Raw genomic sequence first — 17,787 nt, 5'->3', positions numbered from 1 at the left:
GCTGCGGCACGTCAGGCCGGCATTGTGCAGTGCAACATTGTGGCGCCATTGTAGCCTATTCCCGCCATTCAAGCCTGGCCCAGGAACGCCTGCACGGCCGCCACCCGCGCCGCGTGGATGACTTCGGGGATGCGTTTCGGCTCCGCACAGCCTTGCGCCAGCGCACCCGCATTCACGGCGCGCGCCGCGTCCAATCCACCCTGCAGCCGCGCCGCCTGAGGGAAATCGCCGGTGACCAGCCCGTCGCAAGCCACAGCTTGCAGCAGTTGCGCAAAGCGCTGCGGCTTGCGCAAGCCGTCGCAGCGCTCGCACAAGCTCACCACGGCTTCGGCGCTCAGCGCCAGCGCGCCATCGATATTGTCCCGTTCGCGCGCCGCCATGACGGCAAGCTCGCGGCACTCGTTGGGCACGCGCAAGCGCTCGCTCAGTTTCTCGATGGCATCTTTGCTCATGCGCAGCATCAAGGCCGCAAAACGCACGGGCAAGTCATGGCCTTGCGCTGCCGCATGGTCGACGACCTGCAGCAAGCGCTCGCTCAGCGTGATTTCGCCCATGATGCGCGCCAGGGCACCGCATTCGTGCAGCACCGTCAGCATGCGCGAAGGATGGCTTTCCATCAGCCCCTTGGCCACTTCCTGCCACACGCGCTCGGCCACCAGGGCGTCGACTTCGCCGTCGGCCACCATGCGGCGCATCAAGGTCAGGGTAGCGGGCGCGACAGTAAAAGTATGAAAACGGGCGGCAAAGCGGGCCAGGCGCAAGATGCGCACGGGGTCTTCGCCGAACGCGTCGGAGACGTGGCGGAAGATTTTGTTGCGAATGTCCTCGATACCGCCGAACGGATCGGTCAACGTCCCGTCCTCGGCCCGGGCGATGGCGTTGATGGTCAGATCGCGGCGCACCAGGTCGTCTTCGAGGGTGACGTCGGGCGCCGTGTGGAAGACAAAGCCCCGGTAGCCGGGCGCCGTCTTGCGTTCCGTGCGGGCCAGGGCGTATTCTTCCTGCGTCTTCGGGTGCAAAAACACGGGGAAATCCTTGCCGACTGGGCGGAAGCCCTGGCGCAGCATGTCTTCCGGCGTGGCGCCCACGACGACGTGGTCGTGGTCTTTCACGGGCAAGCCCAGCAGTTGGTCGCGCACCGCGCCACCGACCGTGTAAATCTTCATAACACTCTTTTCTTATTCAGGTAATTCCGCGTCGTGCTTGGCAGCGACTTCCGTTTCCGCCAGCGCTTCCGTGATCCAGCGGGCCACGGCCGGGTGCGCCTGCACGCGCTCGCAATACGCGTTCAGGGCCGGCGCCAGGCTCACGCCATACGTGCGGAAACGCATGACGACGGGGGCGAAATACGCGTCGGCGATGGAAAAGTCGCCAAACAGGAACTGGTGGTGGCCAAAGCGCGACAGGCACTCTTCCCAGATTTCGCTGATGCGGCCGATGTCGGCCTGCGCGGCGGCCGTGCGGCCACGTCCCGGCAATTTTGCCTTGATATTCATCGACATGTCCGTGCGCAAGCCGTTAAAGCCGGAATGCATTTCCGCGCAGATACAACGCGCCATGGCGCGCGCGGCCACGTCTTGCGGCCACATGTGTTTATCGGGAAACTGCTCGGCCAGGTATTCGCAGATGGCCAGGCTGTCCCAGATCGTGATCTCGCCCGCCAGCAGCACGGGGACCCGGCCGCAGGCGGAATATTCGGCGATCTTGGTGGCCGTGTCGCTCTGGTCGAGCAGCACGCGCACTTCCTGGAACGGGATGCCGAAGGCCGTCATGGCCACCCACGGGCGCATCGACCACGATGAGTAATTCTTGTTGCCGATGATGAGGGTCAGGCCCGGCTCGCGCGCGGCGGCCAGGGTTTGCGTCAGGCTGGGATCAAGGATGGTCGTTTGCATGGTCGGCGGACTTTAGTTGGAGGATGGCAAATCGGCGGAAACGGCGCTGTTTTTCGGTCCCACGGTGCCCAGGCGCGCCTTCAGCGACTGCGGGCTCTTCTCGAACAGGGCAGCGTAATAGGTGGCGTTGGCCATCACGTTTTTCACGTAGCCGCGCGTTTCCGTGTACGGAATGATCTCGGCAAAGACGGCGCCTTCCAGCGGACGCGTCATGGTGGCGCGCCAGATGCGCAGACGCCCCGGTCCCGCGTTGTAGGCGGCGCTGGCCAGCACTTGCGAGCCGTCAAGACCACCGAGCACCATGTTCAGGTAATTCGTGCCCAGCAAGACATTGGTGCGCACGTCGCTCAACGTTTCCGTGACGAAATCGGTGAGGCCGATCTTCTTGGCGACATAACGGGCCGTCGACGGCATGACCTGCATCAAACCGGACGCGCCCACGTGCGACTGCGCATCCATGATGAAGCGCGATTCCTGGCGGATCAAGCCATACACCCAGGCCTTGTCCAGGCCCAGGGTTTGCGTGGCCGGATGCATGACGTCGTCGTGCGGCGTCGGGTAGCGCTGCGTATAGTCCACTTCCAGGCGCGTGCGGTCCGAGGTGTTGACCATGCGGTCGAGCACATTGTTTTGGCGCGCAAATTCCGCGGCCGCCAGGTGCTGGCGGTCCGTCATCGAACGCAATTCCCAGTTCCACTCGCGCGTGCCTTCGAAGCGCAGGCGCATGTTGAAGAATTTCAAGGCGCGCTGCAAGCCCGGATTGGCGGCCATGGCGGCGATTTCCGTCGGACTGACCGGCTGGCCCGGCGGCGGCAACACCAGATGGTTGCCCAGTTCTTCATTGGCCAGCAAGCCATAGAAATTCGACTGGTCGGAAATCGTGCGGTACAGGGCGTCCGCCTGCGGGTTCGGGCGGCCCGGCGTTTCCGCCTGCTGCGCGCGCGCCAGCCAGTACACCCAGGTGGGATCCGTGCGCAAGGACGCCGGCATGGCCTGGATGGCGGCCTTCACCAGTGGCCAGTTGCCTTCACGCAAGGCGATACGCGCCTTCCATTGCATCTGCTCCTGGGTCAGGGGCGCACCATTGGTTTTTTGCCAATATTCGAACGCTTCCGGCGCCAGCGCATACGACGCTTGCAGGGCCAGGCTGGCCCAGCCGATGGCCTGTTCCTGCGGCGTCAATTGCGCACTCGCCTTTTGCAGGGCCACGACGCCCAGTTTCAAGGTGCTTTTCGCCATGCGGCCGACGGCCACCAGGTACATCTCGTGGTCGGCACGGCTGGCGCCCGCGCCCTTGGCCAGCACCAGCGCCGGCAAGTCGATGGCTTGCGCCATCTTCGCGTCGGAGGCGCCCAGCAACAGCGCGATGCGGCGGGCCGGGCCGGTAGCGTTGGTCTGGCCCGCCAGGCGGATCTGCGCCCACAGATCGTTCGTGTCGAACTGGCCATTTTGCGCCAGTGCCGCGATCAGGCTGCCGCACGCTTCGCCATAGCCGGGCGGCGAGACGAGCAGGTTGCGCGCCTCGGACGCCACGTTCTGCCCCTTGGCGGCGCGCGACATCAGCGCGTAGCACTTGAGCTGGGTGTCGTCGTCGAGGGCGAATTGCGGGTATTGCTCGTCAAACACAACCCAGTCACGCTTGCGGCCCAGCTCCAGCAGCCAGTCGTTGCGGAAACGGTCGGCGATGGCGCTGCCCTTGTAGCGGTTCAGGTAATCGCGAAATTGTGCCTCGGTCAACTGTTTGATGCGCGGTTTCAGCCGATAATAGTCGACATACGAGGGAATCTGGTAATTCGTCAGGCGCCCCGCATAAAAGTCGGCTTTTTCGACGTCATCCTTGCGCGCGGCGTCGCGCAGCAGCAGGAAGGCATCGTCCTCGCTGCGCGTGTCGGGAGCGGCGGGCGTTACGGTAGCGGACACCTGGGCCAGGGCGGCCAGGGGAGACAAGGCCGATGCAACACACAGCATCGTGCCGGCAATCCATTTCAGTGGGGAAATCAATGTACGACTCTCAATCTTAACTTGATGGTGATATGAATAGCGACCCTAGAATAACATGCGATCCGGCTGCACGGCCACCCATTGCGCCACAGGAAAAAGCCGGCTTGCGCAAAGCCTTGCTGGCGGCCCGGCGCGCCCTGCCCGACGCCACGCGCGCGCAGTGGGATGCGGCCATCGCGCAGCGCCTGCTGGACTGGTGCGCGCAGGAAAACATCGAGGAACTGGGCGTGTACTGGCCCCTGCATGGCGAGCCGGACTTGCACGACGCGTATGCGCAGCTGGCCGCGCGCGGCGTGCAATTAAGCTTGCCGGTGGTGCTGGAAAAGCATGCGCCGCTGGCGTTTTCCAGCTGGACGCCGGGAGAAGCGATGGTCAAGGATGGCATGGGCGTGGCCGTGCCCGCCGAATTGCGCCTGCGCCCGGCGCCCGCCACCCTGCTGGTGCCTTGCCTGGGATTCAATGAGCAACGGTACCGGCTCGGCTATGGCGGCGGGTATTACGACCGCACCCTGGCGCAACTGCCCCGTCCGCGCACCGTGGGCATCGCCTATGCCTGCCTGGCGGCAAGCTTTCCCAACGGCGAATACGACATCGCCCTCGATCACATCGTGACCGAGGGCGATCTGCTCTGACGGATCAGATGGGGATTACTTGACCAGGCGCTGCCACAGTGCGGTCGTGGGCGCCGCCTGGTTCATGCTATAGAAATGCAAGCCTGGCGCGCCGCCTTCCAGCAGGCGTTCGCACAAGCCCGTCACCACGTCCAGGCCAAAAGCCTTGATGGACGCGCTGTCGTCGCCGAAGCTGGCCAGTTTCAGACGCACCCAGCGTGGAATTTCCGCGCCGCACATGTCCGAAAAGCGCATCAATTGCGTGTAGTTCGTGATCGGCATGATGCCGGCCACGATAGGCACGTTGATGCCCATCTTCTGCGTCTGCTCGACAAACTGGAAATACGCGTCGGCATTGTAGAAGTACTGGGTGATGGCCGCATCGGCGCCGGCCTGCACCTTGCGCGCGAACGCGTTCAGGTCGTCCTGCGGCGAACGGGCTTGCGGGTGCACTTCCGGATAGGCAGCCACTTCGATATGGAAATGGTCGCCCGTCTCGGCGCGGATGAATTCCACCAGCTCGTTGGCGTAGCGGAACTCGCCCGAGGCACCATAGCCGCTCGGCAAGTCGCCGCGCAAGGCCACGATGCGGTTCACGCCGGCCGCCTTGAAGTCGGCCAGCACGGCGCGGATCGATTCGCGCGAACCGCCCACGCAAGACAGGTGGGGCGCGGCCTGTTCGCCGGCCGCCAGGATCTCGCGCACGGTGTCCAGCGTACCCTGCTGCGTCGTGCCGCCGGCGCCAAACGTCACCGAGAAATACTTCGGATGCAATTCAGACAACTTGACACGCGTGGCGCGCAGCTTTTCCGCCCCTTCCGGGGTTTTCGGCGGGAAAAACTCAATACTGAAGTTATGCTTTTCCATCGTCGTTGCTCAAAAGTAAGGTCGACAAGGCCCAGGAAATGATGCTGTACAGAATGGCACCGCCCACGGCAGACCAGAAACTGGCGACATGGAAACCAGCGATCATCTGCGCCACCAGCCAGAACATGAAGCCGTTGATGATCAAAATGAACAGGCCCAGCGACAAGAACGTCACGGGCAGGGTCAGCAGGATCAGCAAAGGACGGATCAGCGCATTGACCAGCCCCAGCACGGCAGCGGCCAGCAGCGCGGTCCAGCCGCTGCTCATCGTCACCGAGTGCATCAGGTAAGGGACGGCAAACAGGGCCGCCGCATTGATAAACCAAATCAGTAGCAAGCGCATTTCTCTAGCCTGTCAAAAGTGAGGTCAGGCCGGCGCCAGGCGTCGGCCCTCGGAGGGTGAGTGACAGCCCCGGACTACCGATCAGTAACGGTAGTGTTCAGGTTTATAAGGGCCTTCCGTGCGCACGCCGATGTAGTCGGCTTGCTCTTGCGTCAGTTCCGTCAGCTGCGCATTCAACTTTTTGAGTTGCAAACGAGCGACTTTTTCATCGAGGTGTTTCGGCAAGGTGTACACGCCGACCGGGTAGTTGGCCGTGTTCGCGTACAGCTCGATCTGGGCGATCGTCTGGTTGGCGAACGACGAGCTCATCACGTACGACGGGTGGCCCGTGCCGCAACCGAGGTTGACCAGGCGGCCTTCGGCCAGCAGGATGATGCGGCGGCCCGACGGGAAGATGATGTGGTCGACTTGCGGCTTGATGTTTTCCCACTCGTATTGTTTCAACGAAGCAACATCGATTTCATTGTCAAAGTGACCAATGTTGCAGACGATGGCCTGGTCTTTCATGCGCGTCAGGTGATCGTGCGTGAGGATATGGTAGTTGCCGGTGCAGGTGACGAAAATGTCGCCGTGTTCGCAGGCGTAATCCATGGTCACGACGCGGTAGCCTTCCATCGCCGCCTGCAGTGCGCAGATCGGATCGACTTCCGTCACCCATACTTGCGCCGACAGGGCGCGCATGGCTTGCGCCGAACCCTTGCCGACATCACCGTAACCGGCGATGACGGCGACCTTACCGGCGATCATCACGTCGGTGGCGCGCTTGATGCCGTCGACCAGCGATTCGCGGCAGCCATACAGGTTGTCGAACTTCGATTTCGTGACGGAATCGTTCACGTTGATCGCAGGGAAAGCCAGCTTGCCTTCCTTGTGCATTTGATACAAACGGTGCACGCCGGTGGTGGTTTCTTCCGTCACGCCGAGGATTTCCGGCAGACGCTTCGAGTACCAGGTCGGATCGGCCAGCAAGTGCTTCTTGATCGAGTTGAACAGGCAGATTTCTTCTTCCGAGCCTGGATTGGCCAGCACCGACAGGTCGGTTTCCGCGCGCACGCCCAGGTGCAGCAGCAGGGTGGCGTCGCCGCCATCATCGAGGATCATGTTCGAGTAGACGGCCTTGCCATCCACGTTCGGCCATTCGAAGATGCGGTGCGTGTATTCCCAGTAATCGTCCAGCGACTCGCCCTTGACGGCGAACACAGGCGTGCCGGCGGCAGCGATGGCGGCGGCGGCATGGTCTTGCGTGGAGTAAATGTTGCACGATGCCCAACGCACTTGCGCGCCCAGTGCTTCCAGGGTCTGGATCAGCACGGCGGTCTGGATGGTCATGTGGATGGAACCGGTGATGCGCGCGCCTTTCAGAGGCTGCGCTGCCGCGAATTCTTCGCGGATGGCCATCAGGCCAGGCATTTCCGTTTCAGCAATCTTGATTTCTTTGTCGCCCCATGCGGCCAAGGTGATATCGGCGATGGTGTAGTCGTGTTGCGATTTGAGTACGGCGTTCATCACGCCCTCCTTTCAGTTGTTGAAAAAGGTACGTGAGCGCAGTTGCAGGATATTCCGAGCCTGGCGAATTTCTTCGTCGCAACGCTCCTCGGACACGGGATTTTATCATTGTCAAGGCCGCCGCGCCAGCCTGTTTGCACGGCATTGCCACGTAACAACACATAAAAAAAGCGCCCGCGGCCAGCAGGCCGGGGCGCTTTTCTTGCAAATCCAACTAGATTACTTCAGGCCGGCAGCGTCGCGCAGCAGGGCGACCTTGTCCGTGCGTTCCCACGTGAATTCCGGCTCTTCACGGCCGAAGTGGCCGTAGGCGGCGCTCTTCTGGTAAATCGGGCGCAACAGGTCGAGCATTTGCACGATGCCTTTTGGACGCAGATCAAAGTGCGCCAGCACCAGCTTGGCGATTTCCGCGTCGGGAATCACGCCCGTGCCTTCCGTGTACACGGTGATGTTGATCGGCTTGGCCACGCCGATGGCGTAGCTGACCTGCACCTGGCATTGGCGCGCCAGGCCGGCGGCGACGATGTTTTTCGCCACGTAGCGGGCCGCGTAGGCTGCCGAACGGTCGACTTTCGACGGGTCCTTGCCCGAGAACGCGCCGCCGCCGTGCGGGGCTGCGCCGCCGTAGGTGTCGACGATGATCTTGCGGCCGGTCAAGCCGCAATCGCCTTGCGGACCGCCGATGACGAAACGGCCCGTCGGGTTGACGAGGAATTTGGTCTCCGTCAGCCATTCGCGCGGCAGGATCGGCTTGATGATTTCTTCGATGACGGCTTCTTCGATCTGCTTGTGCGAGATTTCCGGCGCATGCTGGGTCGACAGCACGACCGTGTGCACGCCGACCGGGCGGCCATCAACGTAGCGCAGCGTGACTTGCGATTTCGCATCCGGACGCAGCCATGGCAAACGGCCATCCTTGCGCAGTTGCGACTGGCGCTCGACCAGGCGGTGCGCGTAGTGGATGGCGGCAGGCATCAGCTCGGCCGTTTCATCGCAGGCATAGCCGAACATCAAGCCCTGATCGCCAGCGCCTTGATCCAGGTCAATGCCCGCACCTTCATCGACGCCTTGCGCGATGTCCGGCGATTGCTTGTCGTAGGCCACCAGCACGGCGCAACCCTTGTAGTCGATGCCGTATTCCGTGTTGTCGTAGCCGATGCGTTTGATGGTTTCGCGCGCAACTTGAATATAATCCACATTGGCGTGCGTGGTAATCTCGCCAGCCAGCACCACCAGACCGGTGTTGCACAGGGTTTCGGCAGCCACGCGGGCGGCTGGATCCTGGGTCAGGATGGCGTCAAGGATGGCGTCGGAAATTTGATCGGCAACCTTGTCGGGATGGCCTTCCGAAACGGATTCGGAAGTGAAGAGATAGTCGTTTGACATTGCAAGCTCCTGTTTACTATGTGAATGTTCTGTCGCAGTAAAGAGGATTTTGCCTGCGACGCTTTAGCGAGATTTATATTCCGCATCGCAAGTTGTCTATTAACTCAGCGGTTACTGCATACGTGGTATTTTACGCTTCTTAAAAAATTTTGGCACGGCAACACGCCATTCCTGGAAACAGCTTATACATGTTAGTCCCAATTTTCCGCTTCTTATCGATCTTTCCCCTGCCCGTCCTGCATGGTCTGGGCGCTGCGCTCGGCTGGGTAATTTACGCCATTTCCCCGTCCTACCGCCGCCGCATGCGCGAGAACCTGCAAGGTGCGGGGTTTTCGCAACACTTGCACACGGCCGTGGCCGAAGCGGGCAAGAGCGTGCTGGAACTGCCCTTCATCTGGTGCGCGCCAGCCGAACGCGTGGCGCGCCATGCGACGGTGGAAAACTGGAAACTGGTGGAAAAAGCGCTGCAGCATGGCCGCGGCATCGTCTTCCTGACGCCGCACCTGGGCTGCTTTGAAATCGTCGCCCAGCAAATCGCGCTGCGCACGCCGCTCACCGTGATGTACCGTCCGCCCAAGCGCGCCGCATTGAAGCCGCTGATCGAAGGAGCGCGCGCGCGCGAAAACCTGATGCTGGCGCCGGCCAATATGTCGGGCGTGCGCATCTTCGCCAAATGCCTGAAGAAAGGCCAGCCCATCGGCCTGCTGCCCGACCAGGTGCCGCAGGAAGGCGAAGGCGTATGGGCCGATTTCTTCGGCCGCCCCGCCTACACCATGACCCTGCCCGCCAAGCTGGCGCAGATGGGCGGTGCCGAAGTCATCATCACCTACGCGGAACGCCTGCCGGGCGGGCGCGGCTATGTCGTGCATTTCGTGCCCTTCACCGAGTCCCTCGACAGCACCTCGGCGGAACAGGCGCGCACCATCAATGCGGCCATGGAACAATTGATCGCGCGCAGCCCGGCGCAATACCTGTGGAGCTACAATCGCTATAAAGTGCCGCGCGGCGCGCCGCCGCCCACGCCCGCCGCGCCGGATGCCGCCGGGGAGCAGGCATGAGACTGCTGATCGCCTTCATGTGGCTGCTGCACTGGCTGCCCTTGCCCATCCTCGGCCGCTTCGGCGTGGCCGTCGGCAGCCTGCTGTTCATCGCCATGCCCACGCGGCGCAAGATTGCCCTGACGAATCTGCGCCTGTGCATGCCGGAATTGACGGAAGCCCAGCGCGTGGCGCTGGCGCGCCAGCATTTCCAGGCGTATTCGCGCAGCGTGTGGGAACGCAGCATCCTGTGGTGGTCGTCGGAAGCGCGCCTGAACCGCCTGATCAAAAAGGTGCCCGCCTTCCCGGGCCAGCAGATCGCGGCCAAGCCGACCATCCTGCTGTGCCCGCACTTTGTCTGCCTCGACGTGGCCGGCGCCGCCACGGCCATGGAAATTTCCGCCTCGTCGATGTATGTGCAGCAAAAGAACGCCGCCTTCGACCAGGCCTTGCGCAACGGCCGTTCGCGCTTCAAGCCGCCCAAGCTGTTTACACGCCAGGACGGCATCAAGACGATCCTGCGCGCGCTGCGTGACGGCTTGCCGTATTTCATGCTGCCGGACATGGATTTCGGCGAAAAGGATGCGGAATTCGTACCCTTCTTCGGCGTGCCCGCCGCCACCCTGACGGCCACGGCGCGCCTGGCGCTGGCCGCCAAGGCGCAAGTCATTCCCGTCATCGCCACCTTCCTGCCCAATTACCAGGGCTGGCAAGTGACGTATTACCCGGCGTGGGACGATTATCCGGGCGACGACATCACGGCCGCCACGCGCCGCATGAACGAATTCATCGAAGAGCGCGTGCGCGAAGCGCCGGCCGAATATTTCTGGACGCATAAACGCTTCAAGACGCGTCCGGAAGGCGAAGCATCGTTCTACAACCAGCACAAGTGATACGGCAGACCATGAAACTCCAATTTACCAAAATGCATGGCGCCGGCAATGACTTCATCGTCATCGACGCCATCCATCAAGAGATCGACCTCACGCCGGCCCAGTGGCAGCACCTGGCCGACCGCCGTTTCGGCATCGGCGCCGATCAGATCCTCGTGGTGGAAAAGCCGCGCCTGCCCGGCTGCGACTTCCGCTACCGCATCTATAACAACGATGGCGGCGAAGTCGAGCAATGCGGCAACGGCGCACGCGCCTTCGTCAAGTTCGTCAGTGAAAAAGGCTTGTCCGACAAGACCAGCATCCGCGTGGAAACCATGGCCGGCATCATCGCGCCGCGCCTGGAGATCGACGGCAGCATCACGGTCGACATGGGCGCGCCCGTACTGGAGCCAAAGCTGGTGCCGTTCGACGCCAGCGGCATCGATGGCGTGGCGCAAGGCAAGGACACCGTGTGGCCGCTGGATCTGGCGCTGCCGGGCCAAACGTCGCCCGTGCTGGTGTCCGTCGTCTCGATGGGCAATCCGCACGCCGTGCAAGTGGTTGACGATGTCGATGCGCAAGACCTGGACGCGACGGGCCCGCGCATCGAGCACCACCCGCGCTTTCCCCGCAGGGTCAACGCCGGCTACATGCAGATCGTCGACCGCCAGCACGTGAAACTGCGCGTGTTTGAACGGGGCGCGGGCGAAACCCTGGCATGCGGCACGGGCGCCTGCGCCGCCGCCGTGGCGGGCATCCTGCGTGGCTTGCTCGATTCCCCCGTGCGCATCAGCGCGCGCGGCGGCGAACTGTCGATCGCCTGGCAAGGCCCCGGCCATCCCGTCCTGATGACGGGCCCGGCCGTGACCGTGTTCGAAGGCACGATCGAGCTGTAAGCGGGTGAAAGTCAGGCCACCAGGAACTGCTGTTCCTGCGCAACGTCGAGTTCCGCCAGGTAGCACTTCAGGCGGTACAGGCGCTGCCGGTAATTGCCTTCCGGCCCCGCCACGCCGCAATCGACGCGCTCGAACAGGCGCACCGCCTGGTCGAGCAGCTGACGCTCCTGCGCCGTGCGGATCAATGCCAGGCGCCGCTTGCCGCGTCCATGCGTGGCGCTGATATCGATCAACAGACAATGCCCCTGGTCGGCCGCGTGTATATCGAGCAGCAATGCCTCGGCACGCGACAGATGAAAGCAGCGCGCCAGGGCCAGCCGCATCGCCAGCAGGGGATGGCTCTGGCCCAATTGCCGTAAATGCCCATCGGCGTGCATGGCGGCGCACTGGCCCCAGTCGCCGGGCTCGCCTTGCGGCGCGATCTTCGCCAGCGCCGCCTCCGCCTCGCGGCTGCCTTGCGCCTGCGCCTGCAGCAGCCAGTACGCGGCCCGCACATCGTTGTTGACGCCGTCGCGGCGATTACGCCAGGCATGCATGCCGCACTCAAGCTGGGCCGGGCCATGCCCCAGGTCGGCGGCACGCTCCAGGCAGGAATGGGCTTCGACCACATTGCGCTGGGAAAATTCCGGTTTCGTATAGATGCGCGACAGCACGAACCAGGCTTCGGCCAGTCCCTGCTCGCCAGCCTGCGTCAGCCAGCGCACGGCCCGCTTGAAATTGGCCGCGCCGTTGCGCGTGGCCAGCCGCTGGCCATGCGCATCCATGCGCGCATAGCCGAGTCCCAGCTCCAGCTGCGCCGTGCGGTCGCCGCCATGCGCGGCCAGCTCGCAACACTGCCAGCCCTCGGCATCGCCGCCTGGCGCCAGGGCCTGGGCGCAACGCGACAGCAACAGCACCTGCTGCGCGTCGAGGGCGATCGTGCGCGCCCCGGCTGCTGCCTGGCGCTGCAGCAGCTCGCGCGCCAGCGGCAAGCCTTGCGACAGGAAACCCGCATGATTGCCCTGGCTCCAGGCCTGCTCCAGCCACGAGTACAGCGGCGCGTCGCCATCGAGGACTTGCTCGCCAGCAAGACTGGTGTCCCGCCCGGCAGCGGCAAGCGATCCCTCTTGCATGGACAACAACCATTGCGCATCGGGCAAGCCGGCCCGCACGGCGGCGTCCAGCGCCACGCGCGCCTTGGCGCGCAAGGCTTCACAGTGGCTGGCGGCATTGCCCAGCACCAGTTGCGCCAGCACCAGACCCGCCTGCACCAGGCCCGCATCGAACGCCTGCGCGTAATACGGAATCAGCGCCTTGGCGGCCGGCTGCGCCACTTCGAACGGCACATGCGTGCCAATCAGCAAGCACGCTTCCTCGCTATCCTCCTGGGCCGCCCGCGCCAGCCAGTGCAAAGCCGTCGGCAAGCTTTGCGGCACACCCTGCCCAAACAGATACACCCGTCCCAACGCCAGCTGGCAAGCGACATCGCCCGCGCGTGCGCCCTTGATCAATCCTAATGTTTCGCGATTTGCCATCGATTCTCGATATTGAGTCAATGATTCTAATAATAGTGAGCCATCTCCAGGCCCATCCATGCAGGCCGTCCCTTAGTGTAACGTCCTTGTGTCATAAATCCGACTAAGCCCGCTTAAGAACTTGATTCAACGCAACAATGTCCTGGCCCTGAGACGCCAAGATGGCGAGGCGCCGCTGGCGCAACGATGGAAGAACGCTGGCCCTCGGCGCGGGATCGGCAGAAACCGTGCGTTACGAAAATACAACAGGGGCATGCAGTTATGCCGCTTTTCACCAATCTTTTCACGCACATTTGACCAATCCCGCACGTCTTGCGCGCCGACGAATTAAGGTTCATTCATCGAAACGCGACAGTTAGCGCATTTCAATCTGCTCGGATCTCGGACGGAACTCACTTTTAATAGGGAATAAGACATGAAAAAATCACTCGTTGCCCTCGCACTCTTCGGCGCCTTTGCCGCCACCGCACAAGCGCAGTCGTCCGTCCAAATCTACGGCACGATCGATGCAGGCCTGGGCAAAGCGACTGGTTCGACCACCGCCGTCACCAAGCGCGACAACAACAAACTGGGCTTCAAGGGCACGGAAGATCTGGGCAATGGCTTGAAAGCTATTTTCCAACTGGAAATTCGCTATGAATCCGACACCGGCACCGTAGAAAACACCTCGGGCATCAATTCGCGTCCGCTGTTCCAGGGTCAAAGCCGCGTCGGCCTGCAAGGCGACTTCGGTACCGTACGCCTGGGCCGTGGCCTGACCGCTTTCCAGGAAACGAGTACCGGTTTCGAACCATGGTCGGGCATGCCTACGCCAGCCGGTTTCCAGACCGACCTGACCGTTGCCGGCTACACCAGCGATCCGCTGAGCGCGCCAGGCAATTCGCGTAACCGCTTCTCGAACGCCGTGTTCTACAACTCGCCAGTCATCAGCGGCTTCCAGTTCAACGCCACCGTGGCCGCCAAGGAAGCGAACAACAACGCCGCCGTTGCAGCCACCGTGCGCAACCTGACGACGAATGCCACCGGCAACTTCGCCCTGCCAGCCAATGTGGCGCCAGAATCGAATCCGTACTCGGTGTCGGCAACGTACAACAATGCCCAGTTCGCCGCCATGGCTGCCTACGAGCGTAACGGCCTGCAAGCCAAGCTGTGGTCGGTCGGCGCATCGTTCAATCCGATCGCGGAATTGAAACTGATGGCAACGTACCAACATCAGGATGACGGCAATTTCAAAATCGTCAACACCGACACCAAATCGTGGGTGCTGGGCGCCAACTATGACGTCGGCCCAGGCAAGATCCGCGCTGGCTACGGTCAAAAAACGCCGGATGGCGTCGCCAAGACCAAGCAAGCATCGCTGGGCTACGACTACAATCTGTCGAAGCGTACCTACCTGTACGCAGATATTTCGAACAAGAAATCGGCCAGCCTCACCAACTACAACAACACCACCTCGGTCAGCTACATCGGTCTGGGCGTACACCACAACTTCTAATGCCCGGCCTGTCACCCTCCGCGGGTGATTGCTGAGCTAAGAATGCAAGGCGGCATGGGCAACCATGCCGCTTTTTTCATGCGCGCGCGGAAAATGCATCGACGCCGTCCCCTTTGCGCCTATGCCGCCGCACTCTCGGTTAGAATGAAGTGTTCAACTTTCACTGACAGATATTCTCAATGACCGCCACACTCGATTCCAGCACCGTCGCCCAGTACCTGAGCGAGCACCCGAATTTCTTCGAAGAGCATACCGCCCTGCTCGGTGAGGTCAAGCTGAGCAGCCCGCTGACGGGACGCACCATCTCGCTGCAGGAGCGGCAGATGGAAGTGATGCGCGACAAGTACAAGGCGCTGGAACTGCGCATGTCCAAGCTGAGCCGCCTGGCCGAGGAAAATGGCGACATCGCCAGCAAATTCCACGGCTGGAACCAGGCCATGCTGCAAGTGCGCAACGATGCGGACATGCCGCGCGTGCTGGTCGACGCCTTGCAAAGCAATTTCGACGTGCCCTGCGTCAGCCTGCGCCTGTGGCAAGTGCTGCCGGAACACGCGAACGGCTGGTTCACGGAAGATGTGACGGCCGACGTGCGCATGTTCGCCAACAGCCTGCAAGCGCCGTACTGCGGCAGCAACCGCGATTTCGAAGCCGTGCACTGGTTGCAGGCCGACAAGATCGAATCGACCGTCATGATCGCCCTGCGCGCGCCGAACACCACGGGCACCTTCGGCTTGCTGGTGCTCGGTTCACCCGACAGCGAACGCTTTACCTCGAGCATGGGCACGGACTTCCTCGTGCATATCGGCGCCACGGCCAGCGCCGCCCTGGCCGCGCTGCGCGCCGGCACGCCTGCCTGAGCACGCCATGGAGGCGCGCGGCAAGGCTGACTGGCTCGACGCCTATCTGGCGCAGCTGGCCACGCAGCGCAAGCTGTCGCCGCATACGCTGGACGCCTACGGGCGCGACTTGCGCACCTTGCTGGAACTGAGCGGCAGTACGCCCTGGACGGCGCTGGCGCACAATGAAGTGCGCCGCTACACGGCCAAGCTGCATGCCGGCGGCCTCGACCCGCGTTCGATCGCCCGCAAGCTGTCGTCGTGGCGGGGATTTTTCAACTGGCTCAGCGGCGAGACCCCGCTCGACGCCAATCCCGTCGACGGCATCCGCGCCCCCAAGCGGGCCAAGACCTTGCCGAAAGCCCTGTCGGTGGACGATGCCGTGCGCCTCGTTGCGCCCGCGCAACACCAACAAGGCGCCGCCGAACCGGAACAGCTGTGCAACCGCGCCATGTTCGAACTGCTGTACTCGAGCGGCTTGCGCGTCTCCGAACTGACCAGCCTGGACACCCATTATTGCAAGGCCGACGGCGGCCAGCCCGCCTCGCTGGGCTGGCTCGACATGGCCAGCTTCGAAGTCATCGTCACGGGCAAGGGCAACAAGATGCGCAAGGTGCCCGTCGGCAAGGCGGCCCTCGTGGCCCTGACCGCCTGGCTGGGCGTGCGCCCGCCTGCGGCCGATGGCAGCGCTGCCTTGTTTTTAAGCACGCGCGGCACGCGCATCTCGCCCCGCGTGCTGCAGCTGCGCCTGAAGGCGCACGCGCTGGCGACGGACATTCCCGCCAACGTGCACCCGCACGTGCTGCGCCACTCGTTCGCCTCGCACGTGCTGCAATCGTCGGGCGACTTGCGCGCCGTGCAGGAAATGCTGGGCCATTCCAGCATCACCTCGACCCAGGTCTACACGGCCCTCGACTTCCAGCACCTGGCGCACGTGTACGACCAGGCGCACCCGCGCGCCAAGCTCAAGTAGGCAGCGGCGCCGGTGGGACGGCCTGATCCATATCAAGCGGATGGGCGCGCATTTGCAAGCTTTTGCAAAATTCCGGCATAATCGTCCGCATTCTTCCGCTTGCGCGGCGGCACCACCGATTACAAGGCATCTCTCATGGCACTGATTCCAACCACCATCCTCACCGGTTTCCTGGGCGCAGGCAAAACCACCTTGCTCAACCGCATACTGCAGGAAGAGCACGGCATGCGCATCGCCGTGATCGAAAACGAGTTTGGCCAGGAAAACATCGATAACGAGATCCTGGTGCAGGACAGCAACGAACACATCATCGAGATGAACAACGGCTGCATCTGCTGCACCGTGCGGGGCGACCTGATCGTGGGCCTCACGGAACTGGCGCGCAAGCGCGACGCCGGCTTGCTGGCGTTCGACCGCGTCGTCATCGAAACGACGGGCCTGGCCAATCCCGGTCCCGTGGCGCAAACCTTCTTTGTCGACGAAGAAGTGGGCAGCCACTACATGCTCGACGCTATCCTCACGGTAGTCGATGCCCGCCATGCGATGAAGCAACTGGACGAATACGAGGAAGCCCAGCGGCAAGTGGGCTTTGCCGACAAGCTGCTGCTGTCGAAGACCGACCTCGTCAGCGAAGACGACGTGGCCGTCCTGACGCGCCGCCTGAAACGCATCAACCCGCGCGCGCCCATCGCCAAGGTCGATTTCGGCCGCGCGCCGCTGGCCGAGGTGCTCGACATCCGCGGCTTCAACCTGAATGAAAAGCTGGAACTGGACCCGGATTTCCTGGCAACGGAAACGGCGCACGTCCACGACCACGATCACGCGCATGAGCATGCAGATGAGCACGGCCACGGGCACAAGCATGAGCACAGCGACGCCTGCGCCACCGATTGCGGCCATGCCGACCATCACCATGCGCAGCACAGCGACGATATCGCCGCCTTTGTTTTCAAGAGCACGCAACCGTTCGACAGCGCCAAGCTCGACGAGTTCCTCGGTGGCCTGGTGCAAGTGTATGGCCCGCGCATGCTGCGCTACAAGGGCGTGCTGCTGATGCAGGGCGCCGAGCGCAAGGTGGTCTTCCAGGGCGTGCACCAGCTGATGGGCAGCGACCTGGGCGCCAAATGGGGCGAAAATGAAGTGCGCGGCAGCAAAATGGTGTTTATTGGCAAGAATCTACCAAAAGACATTTTTATTCGCGGACTCGAACAATGTTTGGTATAAACTAGCCGGGTTTTGCAAAGTATCCGTTGCAAAGCAGAAACAAAAGGGAAAGTTAAGCACGCTTTCCCGCTGTCTGACACCCGTCTTGCTGGCATAAACCAACAAGTAGCCGTTTCTGATCGGCTAGTCAACAAATCGGGATGGCAATATAAAGCAAAGCGTGCCAAAATCAGCGACGAAAACGGCCCATGTCGTTCGCCTGTCATGAAATGCTGGCAAACTGCCGCTGGCCGCATGCCAGGCATGCAACCGATCCACCCAACACGCCTGTTGACGCGCGCATAGCGCGACTGGCATAGAGCGGTAAAAAGTTATCAACATGGCACCTTAG

16 protein-coding genes and 1 riboswitch are annotated in these 17,787 nt (G+C 62.6%); of the genes, 8 read left to right on the top strand and 8 right to left on the bottom strand.

The window, feature by feature from the left end; translation table 11 throughout:
• Positions 1–68: 68 nt before the first annotated feature.
• From O3300_RS18885 to O3300_RS18875, 3 genes are read right to left on the bottom strand one after another with little or no spacing between them, the layout of a single operon-like run.
• Complete coding sequence (locus O3300_RS18885) at positions 69–1,166, bottom strand: multifunctional CCA addition/repair protein (protein WP_305053800.1); 1,098 nt, start codon at positions 1,164–1,166, stop codon at positions 69–71.
• 12 nt (positions 1,167–1,178) lie between these two features.
• On the bottom strand, positions 1,179–1,895 hold the full coding sequence (locus tag O3300_RS18880; RefSeq protein ID WP_305053799.1) for a glutathione S-transferase family protein: 717 nt from the start codon (positions 1,893–1,895) through the stop codon (positions 1,179–1,181).
• Between the two features lie 12 nt (positions 1,896–1,907).
• Positions 1,908–3,863 (bottom strand): lytic transglycosylase domain-containing protein, encoded by a 1,956-nt coding sequence (locus O3300_RS18875; protein ID WP_305053798.1) that lies wholly within the window; start codon positions 3,861–3,863, stop codon positions 1,908–1,910.
• A gap of 137 nt (positions 3,864–4,000) precedes the next feature.
• On the opposite strand from O3300_RS18875, the gene O3300_RS18870 reads away from it, so the two are divergent.
• Entirely contained in the window at positions 4,001–4,528 is a 528-nt protein-coding gene (locus O3300_RS18870; RefSeq protein ID WP_305053797.1) for a 5-formyltetrahydrofolate cyclo-ligase, read from the top strand.
• Positions 4,529–4,543: 15 nt separating this feature from the next.
• Here the strand turns inward: O3300_RS18870 and metF are convergent, their stop codons facing one another.
• The 4 genes from metF to metK form a co-directional block, all read right to left on the bottom strand.
• Positions 4,544–5,374, bottom strand: coding sequence for a methylenetetrahydrofolate reductase [NAD(P)H] (gene metF, locus O3300_RS18865; protein ID WP_034783533.1), 831 nt, complete (start codon positions 5,372–5,374; stop codon positions 4,544–4,546).
• Positions 5,361–5,717 carry a phage holin family protein gene (locus O3300_RS18860; RefSeq protein WP_099665786.1) on the bottom strand — a complete coding sequence of 119 codons (357 nt, stop codon included), beginning with the start codon at positions 5,715–5,717 and terminating at the stop codon, positions 5,361–5,363. The genes metF and O3300_RS18860 overlap by 14 nt, the downstream gene beginning before the upstream one ends.
• Before the next feature lie 81 nt (positions 5,718–5,798).
• Complete coding sequence (gene ahcY / locus O3300_RS18855; protein ID WP_070258574.1) at positions 5,799–7,223, bottom strand: adenosylhomocysteinase; 1,425 nt, start codon at positions 7,221–7,223, stop codon at positions 5,799–5,801.
• 27 nt (positions 7,224–7,250) lie between these two features.
• A riboswitch (S-adenosyl-L-homocysteine riboswitch) is annotated at positions 7,251–7,319 on the bottom strand.
• 123 nt (positions 7,320–7,442) lie between these two features.
• Positions 7,443–8,609, bottom strand: coding sequence for a methionine adenosyltransferase (gene metK, locus O3300_RS18850; RefSeq protein ID WP_034783537.1), 1,167 nt, complete (start codon positions 8,607–8,609; stop codon positions 7,443–7,445).
• A gap of 188 nt (positions 8,610–8,797) precedes the next feature.
• On the opposite strand from metK, the gene O3300_RS18845 reads away from it, so the two are divergent.
• The 3 genes from O3300_RS18845 to dapF are packed head-to-tail and all read left to right on the top strand — an operon-like array spanning position 8,798 to position 11,414.
• Positions 8,798–9,667, top strand: coding sequence for a lysophospholipid acyltransferase family protein (locus O3300_RS18845; RefSeq protein ID WP_305053796.1), 870 nt, complete (start codon positions 8,798–8,800; stop codon positions 9,665–9,667).
• Positions 9,664–10,539, top strand: a complete 876-nt coding sequence (locus tag O3300_RS18840) for a lipid A biosynthesis acyltransferase (protein ID WP_077398734.1) — start codon at positions 9,664–9,666, stop codon at positions 10,537–10,539. Before O3300_RS18845 ends, O3300_RS18840 begins: the two co-directional genes overlap by 4 nt.
• An 11-nt stretch (positions 10,540–10,550) precedes the next feature.
• Entirely contained in the window at positions 10,551–11,414 is an 864-nt protein-coding gene (dapF, locus tag O3300_RS18835; protein ID WP_305053795.1) for a diaminopimelate epimerase, read from the top strand.
• An 11-nt stretch (positions 11,415–11,425) separates the two neighbouring features.
• Here the strand turns inward: dapF and O3300_RS18830 are convergent, their stop codons facing one another.
• Complete coding sequence (locus O3300_RS18830) at positions 11,426–12,928, bottom strand: hypothetical protein (protein WP_305053794.1); 1,503 nt, start codon at positions 12,926–12,928, stop codon at positions 11,426–11,428.
• Between the two features lie 415 nt (positions 12,929–13,343).
• Between O3300_RS18830 and O3300_RS18825 the strand changes: the two genes are divergently transcribed.
• From O3300_RS18825 to O3300_RS18810, 4 genes are all read left to right on the top strand, one after another.
• Positions 13,344–14,423, top strand: a complete 1,080-nt coding sequence (locus O3300_RS18825; RefSeq protein ID WP_251349444.1) for a porin — start codon at positions 13,344–13,346, stop codon at positions 14,421–14,423.
• A 179-nt stretch (positions 14,424–14,602) separates the two neighbouring features.
• Positions 14,603–15,280 carry a DUF484 family protein gene (locus tag O3300_RS18820; RefSeq protein ID WP_099665791.1) on the top strand — a complete coding sequence of 226 codons (678 nt, stop codon included), beginning with the start codon at positions 14,603–14,605 and terminating at the stop codon, positions 15,278–15,280.
• Between the two features lie 7 nt (positions 15,281–15,287).
• On the top strand, positions 15,288–16,232 hold the full coding sequence (locus O3300_RS18815) for a tyrosine recombinase XerC (protein WP_305053793.1): 945 nt from the start codon (positions 15,288–15,290) through the stop codon (positions 16,230–16,232).
• Positions 16,233–16,367: 135 nt separating this feature from the next.
• The gene (locus O3300_RS18810; RefSeq protein WP_305053792.1) at positions 16,368–17,456 is read left to right on the top strand and encodes a GTP-binding protein; all 1,089 of its coding nucleotides are present in this window, start codon (positions 16,368–16,370) and stop codon (positions 17,454–17,456) included.
• Positions 17,457–17,787: the final 331 nt, after the last annotated feature.

It is taken from the genome of Janthinobacterium sp. SUN206 (assembly GCF_030587305.1).
Taxonomy (GTDB): domain Bacteria; phylum Pseudomonadota; class Gammaproteobacteria; order Burkholderiales; family Burkholderiaceae_D; genus Janthinobacterium; species Janthinobacterium kumbetense.
Note: the sequence above shows the minus strand (reverse complement) of the source record. Positions and strands in the feature narration are given on the sequence as shown.

Excerpts from the sequence above, each read along its gene's own strand:
- O3300_RS18885 (WP_305053800.1), bottom strand. The coding sequence starts at position 1,166 with ATGAAGATTTACACGGTCGGTGGCGCGGTGCGCGACCAACTGCTGGGC.
- O3300_RS18880 (WP_305053799.1), bottom strand. The coding sequence starts at position 1,895 with ATGCAAACGACCATCCTTGATCCCAGCCTGACGCAAACCCTGGCCGCC.
- O3300_RS18875 (WP_305053798.1), bottom strand. The coding sequence starts at position 3,863 with ATGCTGTGTGTTGCATCGGCCTTGTCTCCCCTGGCCGCCCTGGCCCAG.
- metF (WP_034783533.1), bottom strand. The coding sequence starts at position 5,374 with ATGGAAAAGCATAACTTCAGTATTGAGTTTTTCCCGCCGAAAACCCCG.
- O3300_RS18860 (WP_099665786.1), bottom strand. The coding sequence starts at position 5,717 with ATGCGCTTGCTACTGATTTGGTTTATCAATGCGGCGGCCCTGTTTGCC.
- ahcY (WP_070258574.1), bottom strand. The coding sequence starts at position 7,223 with ATGAACGCCGTACTCAAATCGCAACACGACTACACCATCGCCGATATC.
- metK (WP_034783537.1), bottom strand. The coding sequence starts at position 8,609 with ATGTCAAACGACTATCTCTTCACTTCCGAATCCGTTTCGGAAGGCCAT.
- O3300_RS18845 (WP_305053796.1), top strand. The coding sequence starts at position 8,798 with ATGTTAGTCCCAATTTTCCGCTTCTTATCGATCTTTCCCCTGCCCGTC.
- O3300_RS18840 (WP_077398734.1), top strand. The coding sequence starts at position 9,664 with ATGAGACTGCTGATCGCCTTCATGTGGCTGCTGCACTGGCTGCCCTTG.
- dapF (WP_305053795.1), top strand. The coding sequence starts at position 10,551 with ATGAAACTCCAATTTACCAAAATGCATGGCGCCGGCAATGACTTCATC.
- O3300_RS18830 (WP_305053794.1), bottom strand. The coding sequence starts at position 12,928 with ATGGCAAATCGCGAAACATTAGGATTGATCAAGGGCGCACGCGCGGGC.
- O3300_RS18825 (WP_251349444.1), top strand. The coding sequence starts at position 13,344 with ATGAAAAAATCACTCGTTGCCCTCGCACTCTTCGGCGCCTTTGCCGCC.
- O3300_RS18820 (WP_099665791.1), top strand. The coding sequence starts at position 14,603 with ATGACCGCCACACTCGATTCCAGCACCGTCGCCCAGTACCTGAGCGAG.
- O3300_RS18815 (WP_305053793.1), top strand. The coding sequence starts at position 15,288 with ATGGAGGCGCGCGGCAAGGCTGACTGGCTCGACGCCTATCTGGCGCAG.
- O3300_RS18810 (WP_305053792.1), top strand. The coding sequence starts at position 16,368 with ATGGCACTGATTCCAACCACCATCCTCACCGGTTTCCTGGGCGCAGGC.